At 50.0% G+C, this 24461-nt stretch carries 21 protein-coding genes; 5 read left to right on the top strand and 16 right to left on the bottom strand.

The annotated features are described in order from the left end of the window. Window positions 1-27 precede the first annotated feature (27 nt). Both GL2_RS03500 and GL2_RS03495 read left to right on the top strand, forming a co-directional pair. A complete protein-coding gene (locus GL2_RS03500; protein ID WP_143729329.1) occupies window positions 28-480 on the top strand; it encodes a methylglyoxal synthase in 453 nt (150 codons plus the stop codon). Between the two features lie 186 nt (window positions 481-666). Further along, the gene (locus GL2_RS03495) at window positions 667-1089 is read left to right on the top strand and encodes a biopolymer transporter ExbD (protein WP_143729328.1); all 423 of its coding nucleotides are present in this window, start codon (window positions 667-669) and stop codon (window positions 1087-1089) included. A 156-nt stretch (window positions 1090-1245) separates the two neighbouring features. Here the strand turns inward: GL2_RS03495 and GL2_RS03490 are convergent, their stop codons facing one another. Beyond that, a complete protein-coding gene (locus GL2_RS03490; RefSeq protein WP_143729327.1) occupies window positions 1246-2028 on the bottom strand; it encodes a tryptophan 2,3-dioxygenase in 783 nt (260 codons plus the stop codon). A 129-nt stretch (window positions 2029-2157) separates the two neighbouring features. Here GL2_RS03490 and GL2_RS03485 point away from each other — a divergent pair, with 129 nt between their 5' ends. The 3 genes from GL2_RS03485 (at window position 2158) to GL2_RS03475 (ending at window position 5428) form a co-directional block, all read left to right on the top strand. Next, a complete protein-coding gene (locus GL2_RS03485) occupies window positions 2158-3411 on the top strand; it encodes a Zn-dependent hydrolase (RefSeq protein ID WP_143729326.1) in 1254 nt (417 codons plus the stop codon). 67 nt (window positions 3412-3478) lie between these two features. Then, window positions 3479-4399 carry a dimethylarginine dimethylaminohydrolase family protein gene (locus GL2_RS03480; RefSeq protein WP_143729325.1) on the top strand — a complete coding sequence of 307 codons (921 nt, stop codon included), beginning with the start codon at window positions 3479-3481 and terminating at the stop codon, window positions 4397-4399. A gap of 249 nt (window positions 4400-4648) precedes the next feature. Next, complete coding sequence (locus tag GL2_RS03475; RefSeq protein WP_143729324.1) at window positions 4649-5428, top strand: enoyl-CoA hydratase; 780 nt, start codon at window positions 4649-4651, stop codon at window positions 5426-5428. A 47-nt stretch (window positions 5429-5475) separates the two neighbouring features. Here the strand turns inward: GL2_RS03475 and glpQ are convergent, their stop codons facing one another. The 15 genes from glpQ to GL2_RS03400 all read right to left on the bottom strand — a co-directional run bounded on the left by glpQ (window position 5476) and on the right by GL2_RS03400 (window position 23853). Continuing rightward, on the bottom strand, window positions 5476-6570 hold the full coding sequence (glpQ, locus tag GL2_RS03470) for a glycerophosphodiester phosphodiesterase (protein WP_143729323.1): 1095 nt from the start codon (window positions 6568-6570) through the stop codon (window positions 5476-5478). A gap of 197 nt (window positions 6571-6767) precedes the next feature. Beyond that, the gene (locus tag GL2_RS03465; RefSeq protein WP_143729322.1) at window positions 6768-8399 is read right to left on the bottom strand and encodes a long-chain-fatty-acid--CoA ligase; all 1632 of its coding nucleotides are present in this window, start codon (window positions 8397-8399) and stop codon (window positions 6768-6770) included. A 241-nt stretch (window positions 8400-8640) separates the two neighbouring features. Next, window positions 8641-10101, bottom strand: a complete 1461-nt coding sequence (locus tag GL2_RS03460) for a M48 family metalloprotease (protein ID WP_143729321.1) — start codon at window positions 10099-10101, stop codon at window positions 8641-8643. Between the two features lie 29 nt (window positions 10102-10130). Then, window positions 10131-10793: a hypothetical protein gene (locus tag GL2_RS03455; protein WP_143729320.1), complete on the bottom strand. Its 663-nt coding sequence runs from the start codon at window positions 10791-10793 to the stop codon at window positions 10131-10133. A 12-nt stretch (window positions 10794-10805) separates the two neighbouring features. Next, window positions 10806-11474: a hypothetical protein gene (locus GL2_RS03450; RefSeq protein ID WP_143729319.1), complete on the bottom strand. Its 669-nt coding sequence runs from the start codon at window positions 11472-11474 to the stop codon at window positions 10806-10808. A gap of 24 nt (window positions 11475-11498) precedes the next feature. Then, window positions 11499-12503, bottom strand: coding sequence for a VWA domain-containing protein (locus tag GL2_RS03445; protein WP_143729318.1), 1005 nt, complete (start codon window positions 12501-12503; stop codon window positions 11499-11501). Next, the gene (locus GL2_RS03440; protein ID WP_143729317.1) at window positions 12500-13582 is read right to left on the bottom strand and encodes a vWA domain-containing protein; all 1083 of its coding nucleotides are present in this window, start codon (window positions 13580-13582) and stop codon (window positions 12500-12502) included. The genes GL2_RS03445 and GL2_RS03440 overlap by 4 nt, the downstream gene beginning before the upstream one ends. After that, window positions 13572-14876 (bottom strand): hypothetical protein, encoded by a 1305-nt coding sequence (locus tag GL2_RS03435; RefSeq protein ID WP_143729316.1) that lies wholly within the window; start codon window positions 14874-14876, stop codon window positions 13572-13574. Before GL2_RS03435 ends, GL2_RS03440 begins: the two co-directional genes overlap by 11 nt. A 48-nt stretch (window positions 14877-14924) precedes the next feature. Then, complete coding sequence (locus GL2_RS03430) at window positions 14925-15719, bottom strand: MotA/TolQ/ExbB proton channel family protein (RefSeq protein ID WP_143729315.1); 795 nt, start codon at window positions 15717-15719, stop codon at window positions 14925-14927. 24 nt (window positions 15720-15743) lie between these two features. After that, window positions 15744-15956 (bottom strand): hypothetical protein, encoded by a 213-nt coding sequence (locus GL2_RS03425; RefSeq protein WP_143729314.1) that lies wholly within the window; start codon window positions 15954-15956, stop codon window positions 15744-15746. A gap of 9 nt (window positions 15957-15965) precedes the next feature. Continuing rightward, window positions 15966-18056, bottom strand: coding sequence for a PEGA domain-containing protein (locus tag GL2_RS03420; protein WP_143729313.1), 2091 nt, complete (start codon window positions 18054-18056; stop codon window positions 15966-15968). Between the two features lie 274 nt (window positions 18057-18330). Continuing rightward, a complete protein-coding gene (locus GL2_RS03415; RefSeq protein WP_143729312.1) occupies window positions 18331-19881 on the bottom strand; it encodes a lipopolysaccharide assembly protein LapB in 1551 nt (516 codons plus the stop codon). Window positions 19882-19984: 103 nt separating this feature from the next. Continuing rightward, a complete protein-coding gene (locus GL2_RS03410) occupies window positions 19985-21214 on the bottom strand; it encodes a hypothetical protein (RefSeq protein WP_143729311.1) in 1230 nt (409 codons plus the stop codon). Window positions 21215-21231: 17 nt separating this feature from the next. After that, a complete protein-coding gene (locus GL2_RS03405) occupies window positions 21232-22386 on the bottom strand; it encodes a hypothetical protein (RefSeq protein WP_143729310.1) in 1155 nt (384 codons plus the stop codon). A gap of 168 nt (window positions 22387-22554) precedes the next feature. Beyond that, on the bottom strand, window positions 22555-23853 hold the full coding sequence (locus tag GL2_RS03400) for a tetratricopeptide repeat protein (RefSeq protein ID WP_143729309.1): 1299 nt from the start codon (window positions 23851-23853) through the stop codon (window positions 22555-22557). Window positions 23854-24461 lie beyond the last annotated feature (608 nt).

The raw sequence follows: 24461 nt of genomic DNA, 5'->3' as shown, positions 1-24461 counted from the left end.
GAAGTGAATCACAGTGCTGAGGTTTCGATGAAATTTATCACTAAGACCCTGCCAGCTACCAAGCGTGTTGCATTGGTGGCCCACGATAATCGCAAAGGCGCAATGACTGATTGGTGTTTGCGTTACCGTGCTCTTCTGGGAAAGCACATTCTCCTGGCTACTGGAACTACTGGTGGCAAGATAGAGGATGCTACTGGTCTACAAGTGGAGAGATTATTAAGTGGACCTCTTGGTGGTGACCAACAACTGGGAGCTAGGATCAGTGAAGGGGAGGTCGATCTGCTGGTTTTCTTTTGGGACCCCTTCGAGCCGATGCCCCATGACCCGGATGTCAAAGCATTGTTGCGCATTGCGGCTGCCTGGAATATTCCGGTGGCTTGTAATTCGAGCAGTGCGGATATGATTGTGCAATCTGTATTGATGGATCGGTCATTTGACCGGGAAGTACCGGACTACCAAAATTACCTTGAACAGCGTTGATCGGATTCTTTCGCTCAAAAAATGATCTGCGAATCCGGGTGTTTTTCATAACCTGTTGATTTTTATAGTTTATTTTCCTGGGTTATAGGTTGTGCTTGCAATGCCTGTCAATTCGCGGCAATCTTGCCCACCAGAACAGACCGGTAAATCCGGCATCTTTGGTATTTGATAATTGCACGGTGTTTTATGAGTAGACGACGCGGAAAGGCCGTAGAGGAAGAAAAAGCGGATATCGACCTGACGCCCATGCTGGACGTTGTGTTTATCATGCTGATCTTCTTTATTGTGACGGCGTCCTTTGTAAAAGAGAAAGCGTTGGACGTAAATGTGCCTGACCCGAATGAGACTAACCAGAATCCGCCTGATGAAACTAAGCAGAATATCCTGCTGGTTGTGAATGCCAACGATGAGATCTCTCTGGCAGGTAGCCGTATTGATAGCCGCGCCGTTCGTGCCCGTATTGCGCAGCTGTACGCAGAGAACCCCCAAGCTATGGTGATTGTGCGTGCACACAACAAATCCAGCGCTGATACCTATGTACAGATCGCGGATGCGGCTAAGGAAGTCAGCCCAGCTATTCAGGTATCTCTGGTACCTTTTGAAAAGTAAGATCGCTTAACTTGATCTTGAGTTAAGGTTTTGAATTAAAAAGCCAGCGGACTGCTGGCTTTTTTTATGCCCGTAAAAAGCGTAGGTGGGATATACATGGTCTGACCATATTTTTACGTTTGGTCACGTCTTGCCCTGATGCTTGTACCGGCATTGTTAGAACTCAGAGCGGATAGCCCACAAGTCGGGAAATACGGCCTTGAACAAGGTGGATTGCAGGTAACCTACGCCGCTGGAGCCGCCTGTACCTATCTTGCTGCCAATTGTGCGCTCAACCATCTTCACATGCCGATAGCGCCACTGCTGCAGAGAAGTGTCAATATCCACCAAGGCCTCACAGATCTCGCTAACCAGTGGGTCATTACGGTAGACATCAATCAGTATTTGCTGCACCGCAGGGGACGGTTCGGCGACCAGGCTAAAGTCTCTCTCCAATACACTGTCCGGTACAGGGTGGCCTTCCTTGACCAAGAAGTTTAGGAAAGCATCCCACAGTGTTGGAGATTCAAGCCGTTTCTGCAGGCGTAGGTAGTGATCGGAGCCCGGTTCATAGTTTTCCAGTTTTCTCGAGTCTTTGGCACCGTATAAGAACTCCAATTCGCGGAATTGAAAAGACTGAAAACCACTGGCGGTTGAAAGGCGATTACGAAAGGAAAGAAACTCCAGTGGGGTGAGGGTTTCGAGGATATCCACCTGCTGGATCAGGGTGCGATAAATGGCGTCCACCCTTTTTAGCGTATGCAGGGCACGGTTGCGCTCACCGGCATTGAACAGGCACACCAGGAAATCCAGTTCGTGCAGCATCTGCTTGAACCACAGCTCATAACTCTGGTGAATCACAATAAATAAAAGCTCATCGTGTTCGGGGCCATCAGAAAGAGGCTTCTGGCACTGGAGAAGCTCGTCTACTTTAAGGTATGAGCTATAGGTGAGGGACATGGTTATTAGTTTCCTGGTCGAGTTTTGATCAGTAGCGAAATAATGCTCTCTTTAGCCTGCCAGGATCAAAACAAAAGTTTCAGTAAAGTGATTAGTATATTGCTCAATATTAGGCCCGGAGTTCTTTGAATGGAAAACCTCGTACAACAATTGCGTGTCGATGGTGCGCGCCTATGGAATAGCCTATTGGAAATGGCTGAAATTGGGGCAACACCTGCTGGTGGCTGTAATCGCCAGGCACTGACCGACGAAGACCGTTGCGGGCGCGACTTATTTGTGCGCTGGTGCCGTGAAATCGGTTGTGAAATCCGTGTGGACCGCATGGGGAATATTTTCGCCCGGCGCGCTGGGACCGATAACGATCTACCGGCGGTTATTACGGGTTCACACCTGGATACCCAGCCTACCGGTGGAAAATTTGATGGCGTATACGGGGTACTGGCGGGCCTGGAAGTACTGCGTAGTCTGGAGGATAAAGGAATAAGGACAAAGGCGCCACTGGAAGTGGTGGTATGGACTAACGAGGAGGGTGCACGCTTTTCACCAGCGATGGTGGGCTCTGGTGTTTGGGCCGGGGAATTCAGTCTCGAATACGGCCATAGCCGTGTCGATAAGGCCGGTATCAGTATCGGCCAGGAGTTGGAACGTATCGGTTACCTGGGAACTGAGCCGGCTCGGCCCACCCCGATCAAAGCGGCGTTTGAAGCTCATATCGAGCAGGGGCCAATCCTGGAAAAGCAGGACCAAGTGATTGGCGTGGTTACTGGGGTACAGGGTATCCGCTGGTACGACGTTACCTTCTTTGGCACCCCCTGCCATGCCGGGCCTACCCCAATGGAGGATCGCCGCGATCCGGTACAGGCATTGGCATGGCTTTGTGAAAGGCTATACAGCGAAGTGAAGGCTTACTCTATAGATGCCAGAATTACCTGTGGCGACTTGCGCGCTGCTCCGGGCAGCCGCAATACAGTGCCGGAGAAGGTGGTGCTGGCTTTGGATCTGCGCCATCCGAAACCAGGGGGCCTGGAGCACCTGCATCGTACTCTCTATCGAATAGCAGAGCAGGTACAAGAGGCAAGTGGTGTTGCTATCGATGTGCGGGAAGAGTGGTATTCGCCGCCAGTAGCCTTTGATGAAAAGTGTATCGAGGCGGTGGACAGTGCGGTGCAGCGCCTGGGCTATAGCCATCGTAAAATGGTTTCCGGCGCAGGCCATGACTCAGTTTATGTTTCCAGGGTCGCCCCGGTTTCAATGATTTTTGTTCCCTGTGCTGGGGGGCTTTCCCACAATGAGGCCGAGTCCGCAGAGCCTGGGCATTTGGAAGCGGGCTGTAATGTATTGCTGCAGGCAATGCTTTCCAGCGCTGAATTGGCCAGAGAATAATTAGAGAGTAAACGGGCCTTTTGGAGATACCGCCAGCGGCCCGCTAATAGAAATTTGGATGGACCAGATGAGTGAATTTACCCTGAAGCACCGCAATGACAATGGCGCTACAGCGCCTCTTACCAAGTGGGGGATGGACTCTGAGTACGGTGTATTGCGCGAAGTTCTTATAGGGCCTGTGGATAACTTTAGCTGGCGTACCGGCAATGCAAGTGCCCGCCGCGCTGAGCGGCTGGGAATGAAATTTGACCACAAGATAGCGGAAGCCCAGCATGCGGAGATGTTGGATGCTTATCGCCATGCGGGGGTTAATACACACCTGATTCCCGCTGACAGCAGCCTGCCCTATCAGATCTATGGCCGCGACTCTTCAGTGATGACCCCTTGGGGCCCAATTGTGACGCAGATGTACAGCCCTTGGCGTCGCGGTGAGTGGGTACCAATCGTCAAGAAATACGCTGAACTGGATATACCCATCTACGATGTGATTACCGCAGGCTCTCTTGAAGGTGGTGATTTTATGGTACTGGAGCCGGGCGTAATTCTGTGTGGTTATTCCGGCGAGCGCACGAGTCCTCAAGGGTTCGAGCAAATGAAAAGCTGGGTGGAAAAAGAAGGCTGGGAAGTTAAAGGCTACCAGTTTGATCCTTTCTTCCTGCATATTGATGTAATGGTGGCAATGCTTGCGGAAAAACTGGCGGCTATCTGTGTTGATGCTGTGGAGCCTGAGTTGGTGCAGTGGTTCAAAGGTCGCAATATTGAGATTATTGATATCCCATTTCCGCAGGTATTGGAGTTGGGGGTCAACGTTGTGGCACTGGGGAATGATCGGGTAATGCTACCTAAGGCCAATACCGGCCTGGCTGAAAAGTGTCGCGCTCATGGACTAGAAGTTATTGATCCAGATATTTCCATGATCACCCCTGGTGGTGGAGGGGTCCACTGCATGTGCCAGCCATTGCGCAGGGATTCTGCAGTTAAACCCTGATAGCGCGCGTACCAGAATCTTCCCGGTGGCCAGCGGCTGCCGGGTTATTCCCGTCAACGAAAGTGGTTGGTTATGAACTCGCCTATGCGAGAACAGCCGGTAATATGAATTACCTGAATAGGTGGCTCGCTGTTATTGAACCGCTAATCCAGTGGATGAAGGAAGTTGTTAGTAAGAAATGCAACTCTATAACAGGCCAATATAAAGACTGCCTGGCAGTCTCAAATGATTCTATACCCGGAGAATAATATGCAAAGCGCATGTGCGGAGATCCTGGCCCAGGTCAATGATCGTATACTGGAAATCACTATCAATCGCCCGGGACGTAAAAATGCCCTGACTATGGCTATGTATACCGCCATGGCAGAATTGCTTAACAGTGCAGCTAATAACAGTGATATTCGTGTAGCTGTGATCACTGGTGCCGAAGGCATCTTTACGAGTGGCAATGACCTGACTGATTTCCTTGGTGGCTCAGCGGAGGGCGAAGAGTCTCCAGTGTTCCAGTTTATGAGTGCACTGTACAATTTTCCCAAGCCGGTTGTTGCGGCAGTAAATGGCCCGGCAGTGGGTATCGGGACTACCATGCTACTGCACTGCGACCTTTCCTTTGCTGGCCACGATGCGATGTTCCAGATGCCCTTTGTGAATCTGGGGCTTTGTCCGGAGTATGGTTCCAGCTACCTGCTTCCCCGTATTGCTGGACATGCCAAGGCTTCTGAACTTTTACTGCTCGGCAAGAAATTCTCGGCGCAGGAGGCGGTGCAAATTGGTATTTGCAATGCAGCTGTCGAGTCTGAGCAGGCGATTGCCCGCGCTCGCGAAGCCGCTGTTGAGCTGGCTGAAAAAGCGCCAGCGGCGGTACGTCTGACCAAGCAATTATTGCGCCGGGCGACCCAGGAAAAAGGACTGGAGTTTATCCAAGATGAGGGGCGTCATTTTAAGGATCGCCTGGCCTCTGAGGAGTTTAAAGAAGCCGCGACTGCTTTTATGGAGAAGCGCCCAGCAGATTTCTCCAGATTTGATTAAAAAAAGGCCGCTAACAAGCGGCCTTTTTTAGCTGATTAATCTATAAATTATCTATTTGACCGATCGCGTGATAAGTAGCTGACCACGCGATCGGGGTGATCGGTAAAAAGACCATCCACTCGCAGCTGGTAAGCGGCAAAATGTAAAAACTGGTTGAAGCTGTCAAACTCTTCTGGCAATTTTTCCGGGTCGGCGCGGAAAGTATATGGGTGTACCTGCAGCTGCCTACGGTGTGCCCTGCGCACAACATTGTTGGCGCGAGGCCGGTCGCCTTTAATTTCCATCAACATTGGGTACCAGGGGCCGATGCTATCAGCGTAGGTGGCAATTTTGTCTAAGCCCCCTTTTTCAAGCATCCAATCGTAATCATAGTTTTGGATAGTTCCGTTAACTTGAATTAATTTTTCCCCCCAGTCTGTTGCTGCGATCAACTGTACTAGGGGAAGGTCCATACCGAGCGCGGGCATTAATTCGAGTTTAATACGTTGTAATTCTTCGGCATCAAAGCACTGTAGAAATACCTTTTGACGATCATCGGTGTAACCATATTGCTTGAGTTTCTTAAGGGCGATCTCAGCTATATCTTTGCCTTCCCAATGGTGGAAATAGGGTTTCTTGATTTCTGGATAGATACCAATGTCATAGCCTAAAGACTGGTTTAGCCCCTGGATCAGTTCGATCTCTTCTTCAAATGTAGAGAGTTTGAAGCTGGATTTCCAAAGGGGAAACCGGTGAGGATACTTTGCCTGGGGACCATTTTCTCCCATGATAAAAGATTCACTGACCTTTAGCCTTTTCAGCTCTTCCAGGGTGAAATCAATAGTGTAATAGTGACCGTCTTCGCGCGCTCGATTGGGAAATACCTCTGCAACATCGGTTGTGCTGTCCAGGTAAATATCGTGCATTACGATTAGGTGATTATCTTTACTGAGCACCAGATCCTGCTCGATATAATCAGGACGCATACCGTAGGCTAGGGCTTTTGCCTCAAGCGTATGTTCCGGTAAATAGGCGGATGCACCGCGATGTGCAATCACCAGGGGGTACTTGCTTTTGCTACCGGCATTTTCAGTTTCGGCACAGGTCAGGCTTGCCACAATCGAAAAGAGAACTAATAAAACAGAAATAAATTTTTTGAACATTTTAAGGCCACCCCATATGAATATGGGGCACTTTCTAGCAATAAAATATGACAGGGAGATATCCAGGAGTAAGTTAGAACCTGTAGTTGTGACCTGCTCGGCATTTTGCCTGGAAACCTTGGAGTATTTCTCACAGCCAGTCAGGTTTTTAGGCGTTATCTGGCTGAGGGGAGTATAAACATTTGGAAGTCGGATAGTCACACGATTACTTCCTGTGACCATAAGTGTTCTGCAAACTGGTGCCGAAGATTTTTCTTACTGATTTTCCCTGTGGCCGTGTGAGGTAGCTCGTCGATAATTACACAGTCGTCAGGAATCCACCACTTGGCGAACTGCCCCAAGAAGGCACTGAGGATCTTTCCAGATTCCAGGTTGGCACTCGCCTCGGGAACGATTACCAACAGAGGCCGCTCAGACCATTTCTCGTGGGCTACTCCTATAACAGCCGCTTCTGCCACGCCATCCAGGGTCATAGCGAAGTTTTCCAATTCTATTGAGGAAATCCACTCGCCGCCGGATTTGATAACATCTTTGGTGCGGTCGGTGATAGTCAGGTATCCGAGATGATCTATGGTGGCCACATCACCGGTATCAAACCAGCCATCAGCGCTTAGTGCGGATTCCTCTGCCTTGTAGTAGCGCTCACAGATCCAGGGGCCGCGTACCTGCAGAGCGCCGAAGGCTTTGCCGTTATGGGACAGAGGGCTTCCCTGGGGATCCAAAATACGCATTTCAACACCAAAACCTGCCCGGCCCTGCTTGAGTCGCAGCTGCTTGGCTTCCTCAGTGGGAATAGTGGGGTCCACTTGGGTATTGTAGGTGCCGAGAGGGCTCATCTCAGTCATACCCCAGGCATGATGAGTGTAGACACCGTGCTTTTGTTCGAACTCCTCCATTATGCTCCAGGGACAGGCTGACCCACCCACTACGACACGATTGAGGCTGGGGATAGTTTCGTCACTGTCACGCAAGTATTTGAGCAGTGCGAGCCAGACGGTGGGGACACCTGCGGCAATAGTTACCGATTCTTGCCGCATCAGTTTGCTCAGAGTGTCGCCACATCCCATCTTAGGTCCAGGCAGGACAAGTTTGGCACCAACAGCCGGTGCCGCATAGGGAATTGACCAGGCGTTGACATGGAACATGGGTACTACGGGTAGAATGGCTTCATCATGGCGTATAGCGAAAGCATCCGGCATCAGCACGCCATAGGTATGAAGTGTCATTGCGCGGTGGGAATAGAGCACACCTTTGGGGTTGCCGGTGGTTCCAGATGTGTAGCAAAGTGCTGCCGCAGTGTTCTCACCCAACTCCGGCCACTGGAAATGGCTGGACTCCTCAGCAATTAGCTCTTCATAGCAAAAGTAATGGGGCAGTTTGCTCTCGGGCATATGTGCTCTGTCCGCCAGGACAATAATACCCTCTACATGTGTGAGTTTATTGGCTAATGCTTCAACTAGAGGCACAAACATGGGGTCGATAAAAAGCCACCGATCCTCGGCGTGCTCAATAATAAAATGAATCTGTTCGGGAAAAAGCCGGGGGTTGATGGTGTGGCAGACCAGGCCGCTACAGGACGTTGCGTAATAGAGTTCAAAGTGGCGATGATCGTTCCAGGCGAGGGTACCGATACGGTCACCGTTATTTGCTCCGAGCCTGGTCAATGCGTGGGCGAGCTGAGCTGTGCGATCGAATGCCTGTTTGTAGTTATAGCGATGCTGTGGGTTTTCTGCTGTAACTGAAACAATTTCACTATTTGGTGAATTACTCAAGGCGTGGCGCATGATAGCGGTAAGGGTTAACTGAGACTGCATCATCATGCCGTTCATTGTCGACTCCTATTATTATGTTTATTGTCATTAATCGATAATTAGTCCAATTGGCAATCATCCTGCCTGGATTGCTTTGCCTAAAATTGTCCGGGAAAACCTGGGTCTTGGATTCTGGCACTCAGGTTTTTAAAAAAAGAGTGGGTAGCTCCCCTTAAATCCCTTAAAGCTGACAAGGGGAAGCTTTACAGAAAAGATATGCTGTTGCCAAGCAGATATTGTGAGGGGGTAGTCACAGGGCCTATTGCACTATTTTGATCCACTCACCAGCTTTGGGTTCACCACGAGGATAGTATCCATTGAGGAGGCGCAACTGTTCTTCGGCGTAGTCGCCAATTTCCATATGCTTCGCCAGGGAAGAGAAGGTAGTTTTGTCATTTGCCTTTACGTAGCGCAACCGGCGAATATCTTTTTCTACAATGTCAGTTTTGCGCAGAGGACGAAAACTGCGGATACTTGTCAGGAACAATGTGTCATATTCCTCAAGAGCTTCCTTATCCTGAGTGCTGGCACCAACTATCTTTCCTTCCAGCATAAACTGCCGGCTACCGTAATAGATAACCGCAACCCTATCGGGATCTGCAGTTCCCTTTTCAGGGTTGGGAAGTTTCCCGGTATGCCCCTCCAATTGATACTGTTGCAGTATCTCCTCCTGATCCAGTTTACGTAAATCGTACTCTTCGCGCAGTGCCATATCAGCAGGCTGATTACCATCGCGCTTGGCGACTTTGATAGTAATTGTTGCTGAATTGTCAGGAGCGGTTCCCACAATCGAAGATCTCTGGTTATCCACCGTCCAGCCATCGGGGAAGAGAAGGGAGAAGCCCAAGCGTTTGTGATTAAACCGATTTTTATTGGATTGCCTGGAATTATCTCCGTAGACCAGGCCATCGGTTTTTTCCCGATAGTAGGCCACTTTAGTGGATTTACCCTCTTCGGGTAAGGTTCCTGCCGCTTTTACTACCTCTTGTAGGCGGAGATCATTGCGGGGGTGTGTGGAAAATACGCCGTGGTAGGTTTGTGGTTTCTTACCTTCGATACGGGCACGCCTCCTGGCAAAAGTCTCCTGGTCTTTTAGCAGTCCGATGACATTGATCATCGCCTCCGGTTCATAACCTGCGTTAAACATATACTGGGCACCAAAGCGATCTGCCTCCAGTTCCATATCCCGCCCATAACCTTTTACTGCAGCGGTACTGTATAGATTGGCGACATCACCAACTACGCCGCTGCCAGTGACCAACACAGACAAAACGGACGCTACATTTGCGCCGGTGGCTGCTGTTTTTTGCCGAACTGCATGGCGGGCTGTGATGTGGCCAATTTCATGGGCAAGTACTGCGGCCATTTCAGCCTCTGAATGCAGGTAGGTGAGCAGGCCACGATTAATATATACATAGCCACCTGGCAGGGCGAAGGCGTTGATATCCTGGCTGTCAATAATGGTGAAATGGTATTTGATATCAGGGCGATCACTGGCAGCAGCTACTTTTTGACCAACATGGTTGACATAAGCTGTGAGGACAGGGTCCTGGTAAATAGGCGTACTCTCTATCAACTTCTCATGCATTTCCTTGCCAATAGAGATTTCTTTGTCTTCAGACATTAATACCAGGTCTGGACTTTTTGTGGCTGGGTTGAAAGCACACCCCACGCCCAATGCTACCAGTGTACTGGCAATCCACCGATTAAATAATCTCATTACCCCTGGCCTCCCTGTCTGTTTATTGTCTAGGAGCTTGTACCGCTGGCTGGAATCAGAAATTGTTGCAATTGGGCCGCCATACCTTTACACGCGTTATTTTGTACCCTGGCGATCAGCGGAATAGGAATGACTATCGCCGGCATATAGGAAGTACCCTTGGCATCCGCACTCAGCTTGCCTGACAGCTCCCGGTCGCGGAAGTCCCAAACTGAGGCTTCATAGTCAGATTCCTTGTCCCAGGTGCCGAATCCAAAACAGCCAGCGCCCCCGGTACTGATAGTGCAGCTAATAGAGCCTGCACTGGCTGTTGTCTCCGTTGAGCCATCAATCCATACTATGTATTTAATCCCGTAGTTTTCCATGCGCTCGCGCACACCTTCATTCTCCATCAGACGGTCCAGAGAACGTACATGCATGGGTGCTGTACGAGGCTCAAACCAGGGGTACATGATGTCGACGAATTCTTTCTCTGGAATTATATTGACCCCCATTTCAGGGTTGTGGAGTTCTCTTCCGACACAGGCTATGAGATCCGGTTCGGTTTCATAATCGCTGGAGTGACGACGTCCCAGGATAACCACAGAATCACCCGCAGCAAGCTCGCCATCGCTGCGTCTGTATTCATCAATTACGACGGTGGTACAACCCGTCAGTATAATCAGGGCGGAAACAATTAATGGCTTGAACACAACAAAAATCCTCTATTCAGCCTTGCTGGATTTGACCTTGAACTCCTGCAGCGAGGCAGATCTCAGCTTTCCTGAGAGAAAAGCCTGAAGTTCGGGTACTTTTTCGAAGCCTGTGTAAAGAGTTGCGCCAGCATCACGCAGGGCAATATTAATTGCCTGGGTTAGGGCCTGCTCCTGGGATTTCAAGAAGGCGGTAGGTGTCTTCCCGTAGGCTGTGATAACCCAGCTGGCAACCTGTTGCCCTCGTGGATCATAGGCATTCATGTCATATTTTATCCATACCTCAAAAATATTGACCCTGGTTTCCCGCGGCATGGTAAATTGCAATTCCCTAACCTCTGGAACTATAACAAGTTCGACATTTTTCGGTATATCTTCTGGGTATTGGGAAAGAGAAACTGTATTGGTGAACATTGAGCTCAGCACTGTTTCAAACAGATTTTTCTGTGCTCGACCAGTATTGATTTTCCACTCCTCACGATCTTCGCTATCTTCCTCGTAGATATAATTCCTGAAGTCCTCACTGAGATAGATGCCCACTGATAGGGGAAGTTGATCGCCTACGGGTGAAGGATATTTTCCTGCTACTTGAACGGTGTGGGAGCAAGCTCCCAGTAGTAGGGAGAGAAATAACACTGTCGTTAATTGGTGTGGCGAAGCCGCTTTTATCCTGTACTTCATGAGTTGCTCCTGATATCAAATCGGCTAGCGAAAATCGTTAAGTCCTACAAAAGTGCCGCCATTGCGATAAGTAAGTTCACGCATAAGGGCCGCAAAACGTAACCCGGTGGTTTGTAAATGAGGTGGTCGGGAAAACTGGATTGGGAATCCAACCGCATGAATACGGATATTACGTTTCCCTTCACCGCGTTTGGCATTTACCCTATCCACTGCCAGCATCACATTGCGAATCGATTTGCCGGTAAATTCATCACCCAAAACATAGATACTGATTTTTTTGTCGGGGTCATAAAAGCTGCGAACGGCTTTTTGTATACCCTCTACTGGACTGGAGTTACTAAATGGATTCCAGGTCTTCAGTCGTTTGAGAATAGCCTGTCGGCGGCCCGGTGTATCTGGTATCCACTTATTGCGATAATTGAAAAACATGTAGTCCCCCATGTCGTTCATTATCTGGATGCCTTTAACATTGGGGTACAGATCCAGTGTATTTACCATTTCAGCCATCATACGATCCCAGCCGTAATTGAACATACTCCCGGAGGTATCGATGATAAAAAGAATATATTCACTATCTACGGGAATTCCACCGATGACATTATTCTTACGCTGGTAGTTTTCTCCAAGTATGCGACGCATTTCCTCGGTAAGTGTTTGCAGGGCGACAGTCAGTTCGCCTTTTAATTTTCCTTCTTCACTTTGTCCTTCAGTTTTGCTGGCATAGAGGGCCTGAAGAGACTCCAGTTCTCCGCGGAGGTTGGCAATACGCTTTTGTTCAATGTCAATTTGTTCACGTTTAGCGTTGAGATCTCGATTGAGAATAGTGGTATCTCCACGAATCTCCGCTAATTGCTGCTGTAGTTCCATTACCTGGGCATCAAGATCTACTTCAGCTTCCTCAAGAACAATGGGCTCGGCGGTTTTGGTAATCATCAAAAGCAAGACGATGGCGCCAAAACCACAGCAGATTACATCGAGAAAAGAAATACTGAATTCTTCCTGTCTTCTTTTCTTGCGCGAACCTGTCATGGCCAGTCCCTCGAGGGAGCCAGGAAGGAACCCTGGGTTTGCATAGCCAATTTCCAGAACTCACTGGCGGCAAAGGGGTCGCCTTCCATGGGCGTAAGAATGACATTCACGGGGACATTTTTGGGAAGCACTTTGACAGCACGTTTGAACAGGTTGCGTCTCTCCCTGCCGGAAATAGTGGCGCTCCTTGGAGGTTTCATACCCTGAGTGGGTAGCCCGTCCGTGATCAAAATAATGTTATCCGGCAGTGGAGTCATAGCGTGAATGGCGTTGAACACCCTTTCCAGGCTGGTGCCGTTTTCTGGCACTATTTCATTCAGTCCTTTAATTGCCTGGTCCAACTGGTCGCGATCATCCACGTTGAGCCAGCGATCTTCCGTGCCGGCGATAGCGGCGCGAAAAGATGTATTAAAAGTATAGATCTGGTACTGGCTGTCTGGCGGTAGTTGCGCAGTTAACCAGGAGACGGTATTGATAGCCCGGCGCCATTTTTCAGTTTGGCGTTTTACTCGCGATGACATGTTGCGAGCGCGTATTATTTTGATCAGTTCGTCCCCGAGCATGGATGCAGAGGAGTCGAGTAGTACCAGTATACGGTTGCCACCTAGGCGCAGCCCGGTCAAATATTGACGGTCTCCATCGCCTGTGTACTTACGCACATTGTTGCCGAGTTTTTTATTTTCCTCTTCAAGGCTTTTCTTGGCTTTCTCTAGTTTCTTCAGCTTGTCCTGAAGCCTTTTTATGTCTTCCTGCTCGTCAATACTATCGATTTCGGCGATGTTACCTTTCACATCTTCGATTTGATCCAGAATTCGGCGGGCAAGTCCCTGCGCCTCAACAAGCTCATTGCTGACGATGTCCAGGGTATTTCGCGCCTGTACCAAATGCTCCTGGCCAAATTCAACCTCTTCTTGAAGCAGATTTACCTCAGCGCTCAGGTCTTCCGTTTCTACTTCGATTTCATGGTCTGAGCCGTGTTTGATAATTAAGAAAATAAGTGCCACGGCACCAAAGCCACAGGACATAATGTCAAGGAAAGACAAGCTAAAAGTGGAAAAACGACGTTGCTTACGTCTCATGGCGTTCCACGCTAATGGCGGTTATTACATCCTGTTGATTGGCAATGCCAATTCTGTCCCCGGCATTCAGGTTGACCGGTGCGGTGATCTCATCGCCATTCAGTATCAAGTTAATTCCCGCATCCACACGCAGGGCCAGGCGTCCTGCGTGGTTAGTAACTGTTGCCGCAGGATGTTTAGGGGGGGTGGGGGTTACCTGGAACTTGTCTTCGTGCCAGAAAACAAACAGCGGTTGATGTGCGGCGAGGGCTCGATGACCAAATAGTAAATGTGTTGCAGCAGCTTCTGGTGGCGTATCCAGGCGCACAGAAATTTCACTTTCCGGTGTTGCACTGATGCTGTTAACCAGGCGCAACGCTGAATCCTTGCTGCGCAGCTCCTGCCAGCGATTATTGATCGTCTGGGCGATACTGTCCCTGGATAGAAGATACATATGTTGTGCCAATTGGATTCCCCCAGGGATTTCCGCCCAGCGGTGGGAAATAAAACTGACACTGCTACTTTCTGCGATATTCTCAATCATCGCTCGCACGCGGGAGAGAATAGGTGCGGTGGCATCCTGCAGTTGGCGCAGAGTGACTTTTGCTGTGCGATCATCCAGTTCTGCCAGAACCTCTCCCTGACGCATGGCGCGACTTACCCATTGAGACATCAGGTCGTAGAGCTGTTGTTCGGATTCTGCAGAGTGGAGTGGATCAAAACGGCACTGCATTACAAAGGCATCAGTAAATACCCGGGCCCAAGCCTCATGAAAATGATGTAGCCCTGCATCGGCGACAGTTTCTGCCGATCTAACCGCCGCTTGTTGATCCACATCGATTCGCGAAACCAGGGTCTGATGGAGCTGCAGTTCTACATGCAATTGCATTCCCGGTGGGGCGAGGTCGCCTATGCTTGCGGTAGCGGAGTCAACCAGCCCCACAACATTCATACCACTTTCATTGATAACGCCTAGTAACAGAGCCAGTTGCTCGCGGGTGAAATTTCCCGGTACTGCAAGAACCAACTCTTCGGGGAGATCGCAGTGCTCAGAAATTTCCTGCAGATGACAGTAAGCCAGGTCGGCATGGTGACGACATCGCTGATTTTCCGACTTCAATGATTCCAGGCTGAGCCTGCGCCAAAACTGGTTGTTGACCTGGGTGGGGTGATTGCGCGCTCGCATTTGTGCAGCAGTGCCGATATAGATCTGCCTCGGTTCAATTACCGCTACACCGGGACTTTCAAGAACTTCTGTAGTACCGATAAAAACCCTTAAACCACAATCGTTGATTTCAAGGACACCTTGTCCCATGGATTTTTCCTCGCGGCCAATAGCCGGGATGTGGATGATAATTGGCGGTTAACTAATTTTTAGAAACCGCAGCAGTCGGTTGTCACAGTAACTTTGGGTATCAAGCACCAGTCTTTCCTGCATCAGCTGCAACTGATGGGTAAAGAACATAATGACAATACTGATAACCAGGGCGATAAAAGTGGAATTAAAGGCAACACCCAGGCTCACAGTGACGCCGGCGATATCCCCTTCTACGGCTTTATGCGCTTGGGCGAGTGCTTCACCGATACCGCGTACAGTGCCAATAAAACCAATTGAAGGAATAGCCCAAGTGATATAGCGAACCATCGCTAATTCTGAGTCAAGGCGATCCCCCTCTGTTTCACAAACTTCTTTTATTGAGTTGGAAACTGCAGCCACGTTGCGGGTGGAACCGAAGCGTTGCAGTGCTGTGAGAAGGGCTCTGGGTACCAGGAAACTACGCTCTTCTTCCGGGAGAGCCTGGATTGGGCGAGATAGGTCGCGAGTATCTTCCGGTAATATCGGTGTGCCTTCACTGACATTGAGCAGGGCTTTTTTGAGTAGCTTCCGCTCACGCATGCTTCGCTGAGCCTTCAGGCCCATTATTGCCATGGCCCAGAGCATCAACACAAAGCAGGCTTCCTGCTCGTAGTCGCGCATCACAATATAAATGGAGCGTTGCTGTATATAGGTTTCCCCAGCTGCTTCGCGGGCTAACTGTTCCTCAATCAGCGCATCGGCATTGGGGCGTATTATGGCTACATAAATAGCATGGACCAGGATAACTGAGCCCAGTAGCGCAAATATCTGGAAAATAAAATCTGATGATTTGAGTTTCATGATGGTGCCCTTGGGAACTTTTCTCTAAATATCCACGGGATAGGAAACCGATAGATCCTCAGATATTTCCTCTGAGGCTTTATAATCGTCGGAACTGCGCTTACTACTTTTGGATTTATTCTCATCCGTTTTTTTCTGCGCTACCTGGGTCAATGGCTCTTTTTCCTCATCCTGCTCCCCCTGTGCAAGCACTGCTGGAGATTGTAAGGCGGTAAGAATTAATAGGATTCTGAGCATAACTTTCTCCTAGTTGACCCAACGGGCAACCCTGAAGCCGATATCGTTGCGAGAGGCCTCTCCATAATCGCGGTAAGACAGACGTAACTCTGTCAGCCCCGCGTGGCGCCAACTGGAGCCGCGAATAACATGGTAGTCACCATCTTGCGGCCCTACTGGATTTTCTTCTTGGCGAGATGAGAGGCCGGTACCGATGGTGTAGAGGTCGTGTATCCACTCAGATACGTTGCCTCCCAAGTCGTAAATACCCAGTGGATTGGGGTTGTAGCTGGCCACGGGAGCGGTAGCTGCATAGCGGTCGCTGTAAGTTCGCAGGACTGTAGGAATCAGTTTGGCAGCGTAGCTGTCGGCATAATTTCCCGAATTACTGGCGATTGGTAGGTCATTGCCCCATGGGTATTTACGCATGACACCCCGATCGTAGCGAGCCAGCCAGGCCCATTCGGCTTCGGTTGGCAGGCGATAACCATTTGCAGCAGAATCAAATCCTACAATACGTCCCCGCTCCGTGAGATACACCGGGCTTAGGCCATCCCGCTGGCTGAGCCAATTGCAAAAGAGAGCTGCATCGGCCCAGCTGACACTGACTACAGGCAAGTTATCGTTATCCAGGCTTACACCGTTTACATGGCTTGAGGTATGTGAGGGTTTAAATCTGCGGTACTCCCGGTTGGTAACTTCCGTGGTACCGATATAAAAAGGCCGGTTGAGGGAAACTTGTTTCATTACCTCGTTTGCACGACGTCCTTGCTCGCGGCGTGAGGAGCCCATAGTAAAAACCGCATTGGGGCGCATTAATTTCATGGTGCCACCGGCGGCATGGCGAAACTCTGGAGGAACCTGCTGCCAACGTGCCTGCTCCCTGGTTAATAGCACTGCACGCACGGTTTGCTCCAGTCGGGCACTGGGAATCACGCGGGTATCGAATGATTCATAACCTCGCTTGCGTACTTCAATACGGTGAGTCCTTGCTGGCAGGTTGAAAGTCTGCCCGGTGTTTCCTGCAAACTGCCCATCGATGTAAACCTCAGCGTCTGGCGGAACGCTGGAGACACGAACTTTGCCGTAAACCGCATTCAGGTTGATATTCAGGTCGCGCTGCATACCCGCAGAAAGGTCGATCGTATGCTCTACTGACGCATAACCATCTTTAAAAAAACGTAGTCGATGGGTTTCCCCCGATGTGAGTTCAAGCTCCAGAGGAGTATGACCGCGAAATTCTCCATCCACGGTCACTCCCGCCCCTTCAGGGGTGGTGACGACACGCAATAGGCCATCGGCTGGCCCAAGAGTTACTGTAGCCAGGGTCTGGTCCACTCCGGCAGTAACTGCTACGGGAATATCGACAGTCTTGTGCTCGGCAAGGGAGATGGAGATGACCCGATCTCCCTGGATTAACTCAGCATTAATTGGTGTGGTACCAAGAACTTCACCATTGAGGGTTACCTTGGCGCCAGGAGGATTGCTGGTGATGCGAATATTTGCCCAGGCCGGGCGGAGTTTGGCCTCCAGCTGATGGACATTATCGAGGCCTTCTACATTAATCTCCCTGGTAAAAGGTAGGTAGCGATCTGATAGAACCGTAATCCGCATGGATCCCGCGGGAACATTTTCCACAAGCCCATTCTTATTAGGTACTTCGCTGCCATTAATCAGCACTTTAACCGGTACTGGAGGATCCGTCTCAACCTGTAAATGACCAGGAAGTTTTTCCAGGCTAACTGAGTGGCGGCTGTGCCCCTCCCTGTTGACTTTAACCTCACCGCTCTTAGGCAGGTAGCCTTCCGCTTTGATGGTGTAACTGTAATTTCCTGGTAAGACAAGATGGCCATCGCCCAGGGGAATTGCGAACCCATTGATACTTATTTTTGCATCGGTGGGTTGGGTATCGAATATCAGAGAGCGAGCGATAATCAGATAATATAGCGCCAATAAACTCAGGAGCAGACAAGCGGCAACAATTAAGGCACGTTTGGAGAAAAATAAACGCGCGCGAGTGGAGTTCAGCTGTACTGGAGTAAAACCTATAGGTTCGATGAGGGGAGAGTCATCGATCGCTGGTTTTTTGTCACGGACAGGTACTGCCTCTTTCACTGTCATTTATGCTTCCCTATTGCTGCATCGTTATGAAGTTATCGCAGTGACTTCAGTGCCGCTGGATCAGGCTGTTATGAGCCGTGCGGACAAATCCAAAGCTGGGGTAATATGTGCAACAAAGCTTAGCTCGCTGATACCATGACAATGTGGTATAGCGAGCCGTTTGTCACAGAACACTTCGTTTCCTGAGACTGGGTCAGGTGTTTCTATTCAGGCATTGCCCCAATGCGAAAAAACCTGTTTTTTTGATTTTACGAGGCATTAGAGGTTCTTCAGCTTAGCTGTTATTAGCGCCGTTAATTTTCTCCGCACACTGGATGACAACTTCGGTGACTGGTTTTCCGGGCTTGACGATAAACTCCCGCCGAACATCTCGGTAACCATCTCGGGTGCCAACGGCAGTATAACGACCGGGTTTCAGTGCAATTTCGCGCTGATCAAAATTGCCCAGCCTTCCCACATGATAAATAGTGACACTGGTGCTGCGGTCAGACTTAAAACGTACAGGAAGGGGGATTAATGCCTGGGTCAGGGCATTCTCAAGGTCTTCGATCTGTTGTGTTAATCGTGGTGTCTGCGTGTTGAGCTTACGTGCATCAATTAGTATTTTCCTTGCAAAGTGGTTGCGTTTTCCATCGCCTAGAGTCAGGGGGTCTTTCAGGAGGTCCTGGATTTGATCATCCAGCTGGGCCCTGGCAGTAGCGCGGGCTTTTCCCGTTACTGCAGCAACCAAGCTGGCATCTTTTTTTACCAGGGTGGTATAGCTGCGTAGGGCTTTATGCCAGTCCTCTTTTTGTTCCTGATCTCTCGCTTGACTGAGAAGTTCATCAATTTTGGCCTGTTCGGCACCATTTTGGGCTTGTTTCAAGCCGATACCAGGGGCTTTGGCTTTGGGTTTCAGTTTACGGGCTTGATTGAAATATTTTTTTGCAGCTTCAAAACTTTTATCTGCGATAGAGGCATAACCTGCTGACATGGCATTCTGGTAGTCGCGTTCGATAATTTCCAGCTCTACTTTTGCCATTAACTCTTGGGCAAGAGAGGTTTGCGCGTCTATAGAAAGTGATTTTTTCAGTGATTTTTTGGCGAGATCCAGGTCTGCGTTCAGGTACGCATTTTTTCCGAGAGTAAATTTCCACCAGGCTACTGGAAGGCTATCAGTGCGCTCCAGCCCCTTTAACCCTCTGGGATGATTCTCTGAAATTATGAGAGCCAGTTTGAATGCGGCCTCCGCCGAATCACGCTCTCCTTTGTCAAGTGCCCTGGTACCTTCGGCAAGGTGTATTTCAATACGCTCGGGGATACTATCGCGCAGGGTTTCAAGTGCCTGTAGTGATTCGCGATATTTTTCCAGAGCAGGCATAAATTGGCGTTTGCGGTAGAGACCGTCAGCTTCAAGTGCTAAATCCTCAGCTGTATAGAAGTCCTCAAATGCCCACAGCTCTACTTGTCGTTCCTTTAATTCTTCCTTGAGGGCAAGGATATCCTGCAGAATTTTTTGTACGTCCCGGCGTTGCTGCATAATTTCAGCATCGGTATAGGGGGATGCCTGGACAGGGGGGGGGTGGATACCGGTGGCCGCAATTGGGTCAGTATGAACACTGCGTATTTGAGGTTTTTCTACCATTTGCGGAAGCCCCCAGAATACACCGACAAGACCGCTTAGCATGACAGTGCCAATTATAATCGGCCCATAAGACTTTTCTTTCTTAGGCTTGTTTGTACGGTTGTTTGTAGCCTTGGGGGAATGAGCTTCCTCACCGCCAAAGGTAAACTCGGCGGGCTCAATTGGGGCTATATCTTCCTTGGCGTTATCGCGGTGCTGCATAATGGTTCCGCCGTGTTATTCATGTTCCCAGTGAAGATGTTGGGTTTTTAACAAATGGTTGAAAAAATTTGCTGCTCTACCTCGGTTAATATTTGATGTGATACTAGATATTGTTGTTGGATGAGCTGGTTTCAGCTTCGTAGATTTCCTTTAAGAGTTCGCGCCACTGACGGTATTGGTTTTCCACAGACCCGGTAAGAGTTACGGTACGATCTTCCAGCTCAACAATTTGAGGTTCGACCTCAGCTTCCATTGAATCGCCCAGTTCTTGCAGGGCTTCCAGATGCATCTTGGCATCTGCGCGACGATCAAAAGCACTTTTGATCAGGTAACCACCTGCTCCAATGCCAACCTGACCCGCAGCTTGGGCACTGCCACCACCGGCTCCGGCTGCAGCAATACCACCGATAATGGCGGCTGCCCCCATAATGGTATGGTTGCGGGCCTTGCGCTTTAATTCGCGCATTTCCCGCACTTCCTCATAGCTGCGCGCGCGCCATTCCTGATAGGGAACTTCCATGGTTTTTGCAAACGTGCCGTAATATTCCTGCAAGGTGTCTACAAACAGGTAATCTCGTTCGCGAATCTTGCGCACCCTTGCCAACATTGGGTCATTTTCCGCGGGCAGGGCGCTTAAATAGTAGATACCATCTTCACTTTGGTGCAGATATCGATCAAAAGCCTCAGGGGAGAAGCTGCGGGCAAAACGCATCTCGGAAATGGTGCGAAGTTCAACAATCTGCTGGTCTGAGAGTTTTTGCCGGTATTCCAGCATGTCATTGGCAACACGGTTGTAAATTCCCTGAAAAGCATCCCCTTCGGTGGGGTGCTTACGGTCGTAGGCGTAGTGTGAAGCGTTTTCGCTATATTCCTTGGTGAACCAAAGTTGCCCTCGGGAATCAACAACGGTTATTTCGACTGTTAGGGATTCACCGTCCGACTGGAGAATTCGGCCGGAAACTGTTACATCGATATTGGTTCGGGCAGATGGGATAACTCGCACAGCTCCCCAGCCAAGGCTTGATTGCAGTGAATCAGCCAGAGTCACTGCCATATATCGCGATTCCGCCTGACGCAATTCAGGAAAAACCAGGGTTTCCTCGTCGGCCTCGGTGGTTTCGAGGCCGGGATTAAACTGAATTACTCCTACATCCAGTAGGCGTTCTTCAGTAATATTTTTATCCTCTATGGTAAGAGGAGTAAATGCTGTGGTTCGCACTTCTGTAGTGGTGCAGCCAGTGAAAAACAGCGTGGCTATTGAGAACAGCAATACGATAAAAATGCGTGCCGTAAAGGAGTGGCCGCTGAAGCAAATAGACTTGGAAAATGACATACAGGCATCCTCTGTAACTACTTGGTCGCTTTTTTATATTTTCGGTACTCTTCCCATAATTTTTCCCGCAACTCGGGGTCTGTTTCCCTTGTGGCTGCCTCACGAATTTGTCTTGCCACCACGTCGTCATCTGTGCCGTTGGGTATATCGGCGGGTACCACAGCTTGTGTGCCGCTGTGATTGTAATCGCCCTGGCGACCTTTAGTAGGTAATCCGGGTCCGGTAACCTGGCCACTGGAGTTATTTTGCTGAGGCCCTCCACCTGTGGGAGTTCCACTTCCGGGCGGTGCGGGAATTTCGGCTTCCGCAGATTCAATCAGGTCTTCGAGAGATTCCCCCGATGGAGCTTCATCCATGGCCTCCTCTTCGCCCTCAGTGGAGGCGGAGCCGGGCCTGTTTCGTACATAATCGCGCTCGCGCAGGATCATGCCGTCATAGCTGACCATGGTGGATTCGAAGCGGCCCTCCAGTTCCGCAACTTGTTCAGCGGCTGAATTGGGGGCTTCATTTGGTGCGCTGCCCGCCCTGTCAGCGCTGTTGCCCGGCTGGCCTGCATTGGCACTGTTGCTATTGGAGGATGCGCTGCTGGAAGAACTGCTAGATGCGGAATTGCTGGATGAGGAGCTCGAAGATGAGGCTGTTTGCTCTTCTTCAGAAAAATCTATTTCGTCTGGAGGAGTACCCTCATCTCCAGATGAAGGATCTGATGGTGTATTTTGACTCTGTTGAGATTGCTCCGAATCGCTGTAAACCGGGGTGGAAGAGGAGCGACTGCGGGAATCGGAATCCGGCATGGAATTCCCCGCCGAACGTTCTCTGGATGATTGACCTTCGGCAGAGGCCGTATCGCTACTGCGCTGAGACTCTCGCTTCGCGCTTGGCATACTTGTACTGGGTTGACTGGAGGAGCTACTTCGTGGCTGGCCACCACTACTGCTGGCAGTTTGCGACTGGCTTGAACTCTGCGAGCTGCTGCTGGATGAAGAGTTGCTTTGAGATTGCGACTGCGACTGTGAACTGGAAGAGGGCATTGACGGCATTGCAGGAGGTTGTGACTGCGTCTGCTGGCTCTTGCACCCAACAATCGCCGAAGATAATAGGGCGACGGAGAACAGAGCGTGCCAGCCAATATGCTGGCGGTGACCTTTTCGAACCGCTTTCCGAATTGTCATCTGTTTTCTCCTAGAGTGCTTGGCGGCGTGCCCCGGCAGGCGAGTCGGTGAACAATTACCTGAGTTTGTCGGTCCGACAAGTAGACGGTGTGGAAACTTAAAAATAGTTGTTATTTGATTATTTGCGCGTTTTCCACACCGCTACCAAAGTGCTATGCGGCGAAATTCTCAGTCGAAGACAAATCTCTGTACTATTCCGCGGGTTTCCACTGCTTCACCATCCTCAAAGCGTGGACGGAATTTGGCGCGTTTTAATATGTTGCGAACCTTGGAGCGGACACGCACTTTACCGGAGGGGTAGGATCTTAACACCTTGATATTACGTGCTTTGCCGAAGGCTGTGACGTCGTATGAAACTGTAATATGGGAATTGGCCAGGGCTTTGCTGTCGGAATCCAATATTGGCAGCGCCGGCAGGGCAACGGGGCGTCCAAAAATATCCTCGATTTCATCGTTGGAGGCGCCGTTATCCCAGAGAGCTTGGTAGGCTTCGCCATATGTCTGGCGAGCTGAGTGCCATTTGTTAAACATCATGTACCAGTCGCCCAGTTCCACTTTTGCTTTTGCTGAGGCCGCCGGTGGGGATTGGGGGTTTCTCTGGTAGACATCGACAATGCGGGTAATGGCCTTTTTACCGGTATTGAAACTTTTCATCCGGTAGTGGTCCACTTTATTGCGCTGGTGGGTATTGGGACCACCACCGCCAAAACTGGTGTTAACGATAATTGGTGCCTGCGGCTCACCTTTATAGGTAGCCAAATAATAATTTGTAGCCTTCAAACCGCGTAGAGCATCCACCAGGCGCAGATCACTGGAACCAAAATTTTTGGTGATAATATCTACTGCCAAGGTATACAACTTAGTGGCGTTAATCAGGTGTTCGACAAGAGTTTCACCTTTTTCCTCAACGTAGGATTGCAGGTGCCAGCGGCTCAAGTTGTTGATTACAGGCAGCATACGGGGATCTTTTTCACCGTAGTTTTTTTCGTAGAGCCAGTAAAGGTATTGCTGGTTGTCGTTAGCTTCCTCCCACTGGTTCAGAGCAATCTGGCTTTCAACCAACCGTTCAATCATCGGAATTTGATTGAGGGAGTAGAGCCCCTCGTTGACCCGGTTCACCAACATCGCGCGACGGAATTCACTGGCGGCCTCTTTGTGTGCGCCTGCTCTTTGCAGGGCTGTTGCCAGTCCAAGTAGTTGTTCATCAATACCCGCGCCATAGGCACCGTGTTGTGCCTCCAGCTCTTCAATACGCTCGCGATAACTCTCTACCGCTTCAGATGGACGAAGTTGTCGTCGGTTCTTCTTTAAGGGTTTGGAGGCGGCTTCAATGAATGCCTGGGGAGGGGCTTTGGTATCCGGGCTCACAGGTGCGCCTTCTGCTGCATTGGCGCTGTTACACAGCAGTGCTGTGGCTGTAAACATCAAGCCGATAGCAAGGGAATTGCTGGTATCTATCTGTGTCACGATTGAACCACTTCCATTCCGGTTTTCATTACCCACGACCGCGAAATAAGCCTGAGCTGTTTCGCAGGATGTGTGGGTCTCGTTTCCGCCTATGGGGCAAAATAGTTGCCGCGGCGGAAGCTCTCTCCTGAAATGTGGTTCTATTTCAACCTTGAGGGCCGGCGATGGGTTTCGCTCTTGGGGCCTTCGAGGAAGACGCATCCGGATGCTTATACTTGCGCTCCTGGCTGCGTATTAAACAGTATAGCCAGCACAATCTGTCATCAGAGGGATTGTGACGGAGACTTCAACCAACCAGCTCTCACTTGGCCAGCGTGCCTGCGACCACCCTTTTGGTTTAGCAGGCTGGGAGAAATAGTAATGGTCGAGGTCGGCAAGCAGATGCCAAAAATTTGCCGGGCTTACTTGGGCGCCTGCTGACACTGCCGATGAACTATTCCATCCGGTGCAGTGAGTTACACCCGGTAATGTTTTGGGGCAGGACTTCATCCTAATTATTGATGCTTTATTAGGGGCTTATTACTGCGCCTGCTATGCCCATGGTCAACTTATTTGGATTGCAGCGCGACAGGCGCCATAATCAGCCGATTGGAATGAGAGGAGAGTGC

It is taken from the genome of Microbulbifer sp. GL-2, from assembly GCF_007183175.1.
Classification (GTDB): Bacteria; Pseudomonadota; Gammaproteobacteria; order Pseudomonadales; family Cellvibrionaceae; genus Microbulbifer.
This window is presented reverse-complemented; position numbering and strand designations above follow the sequence as displayed.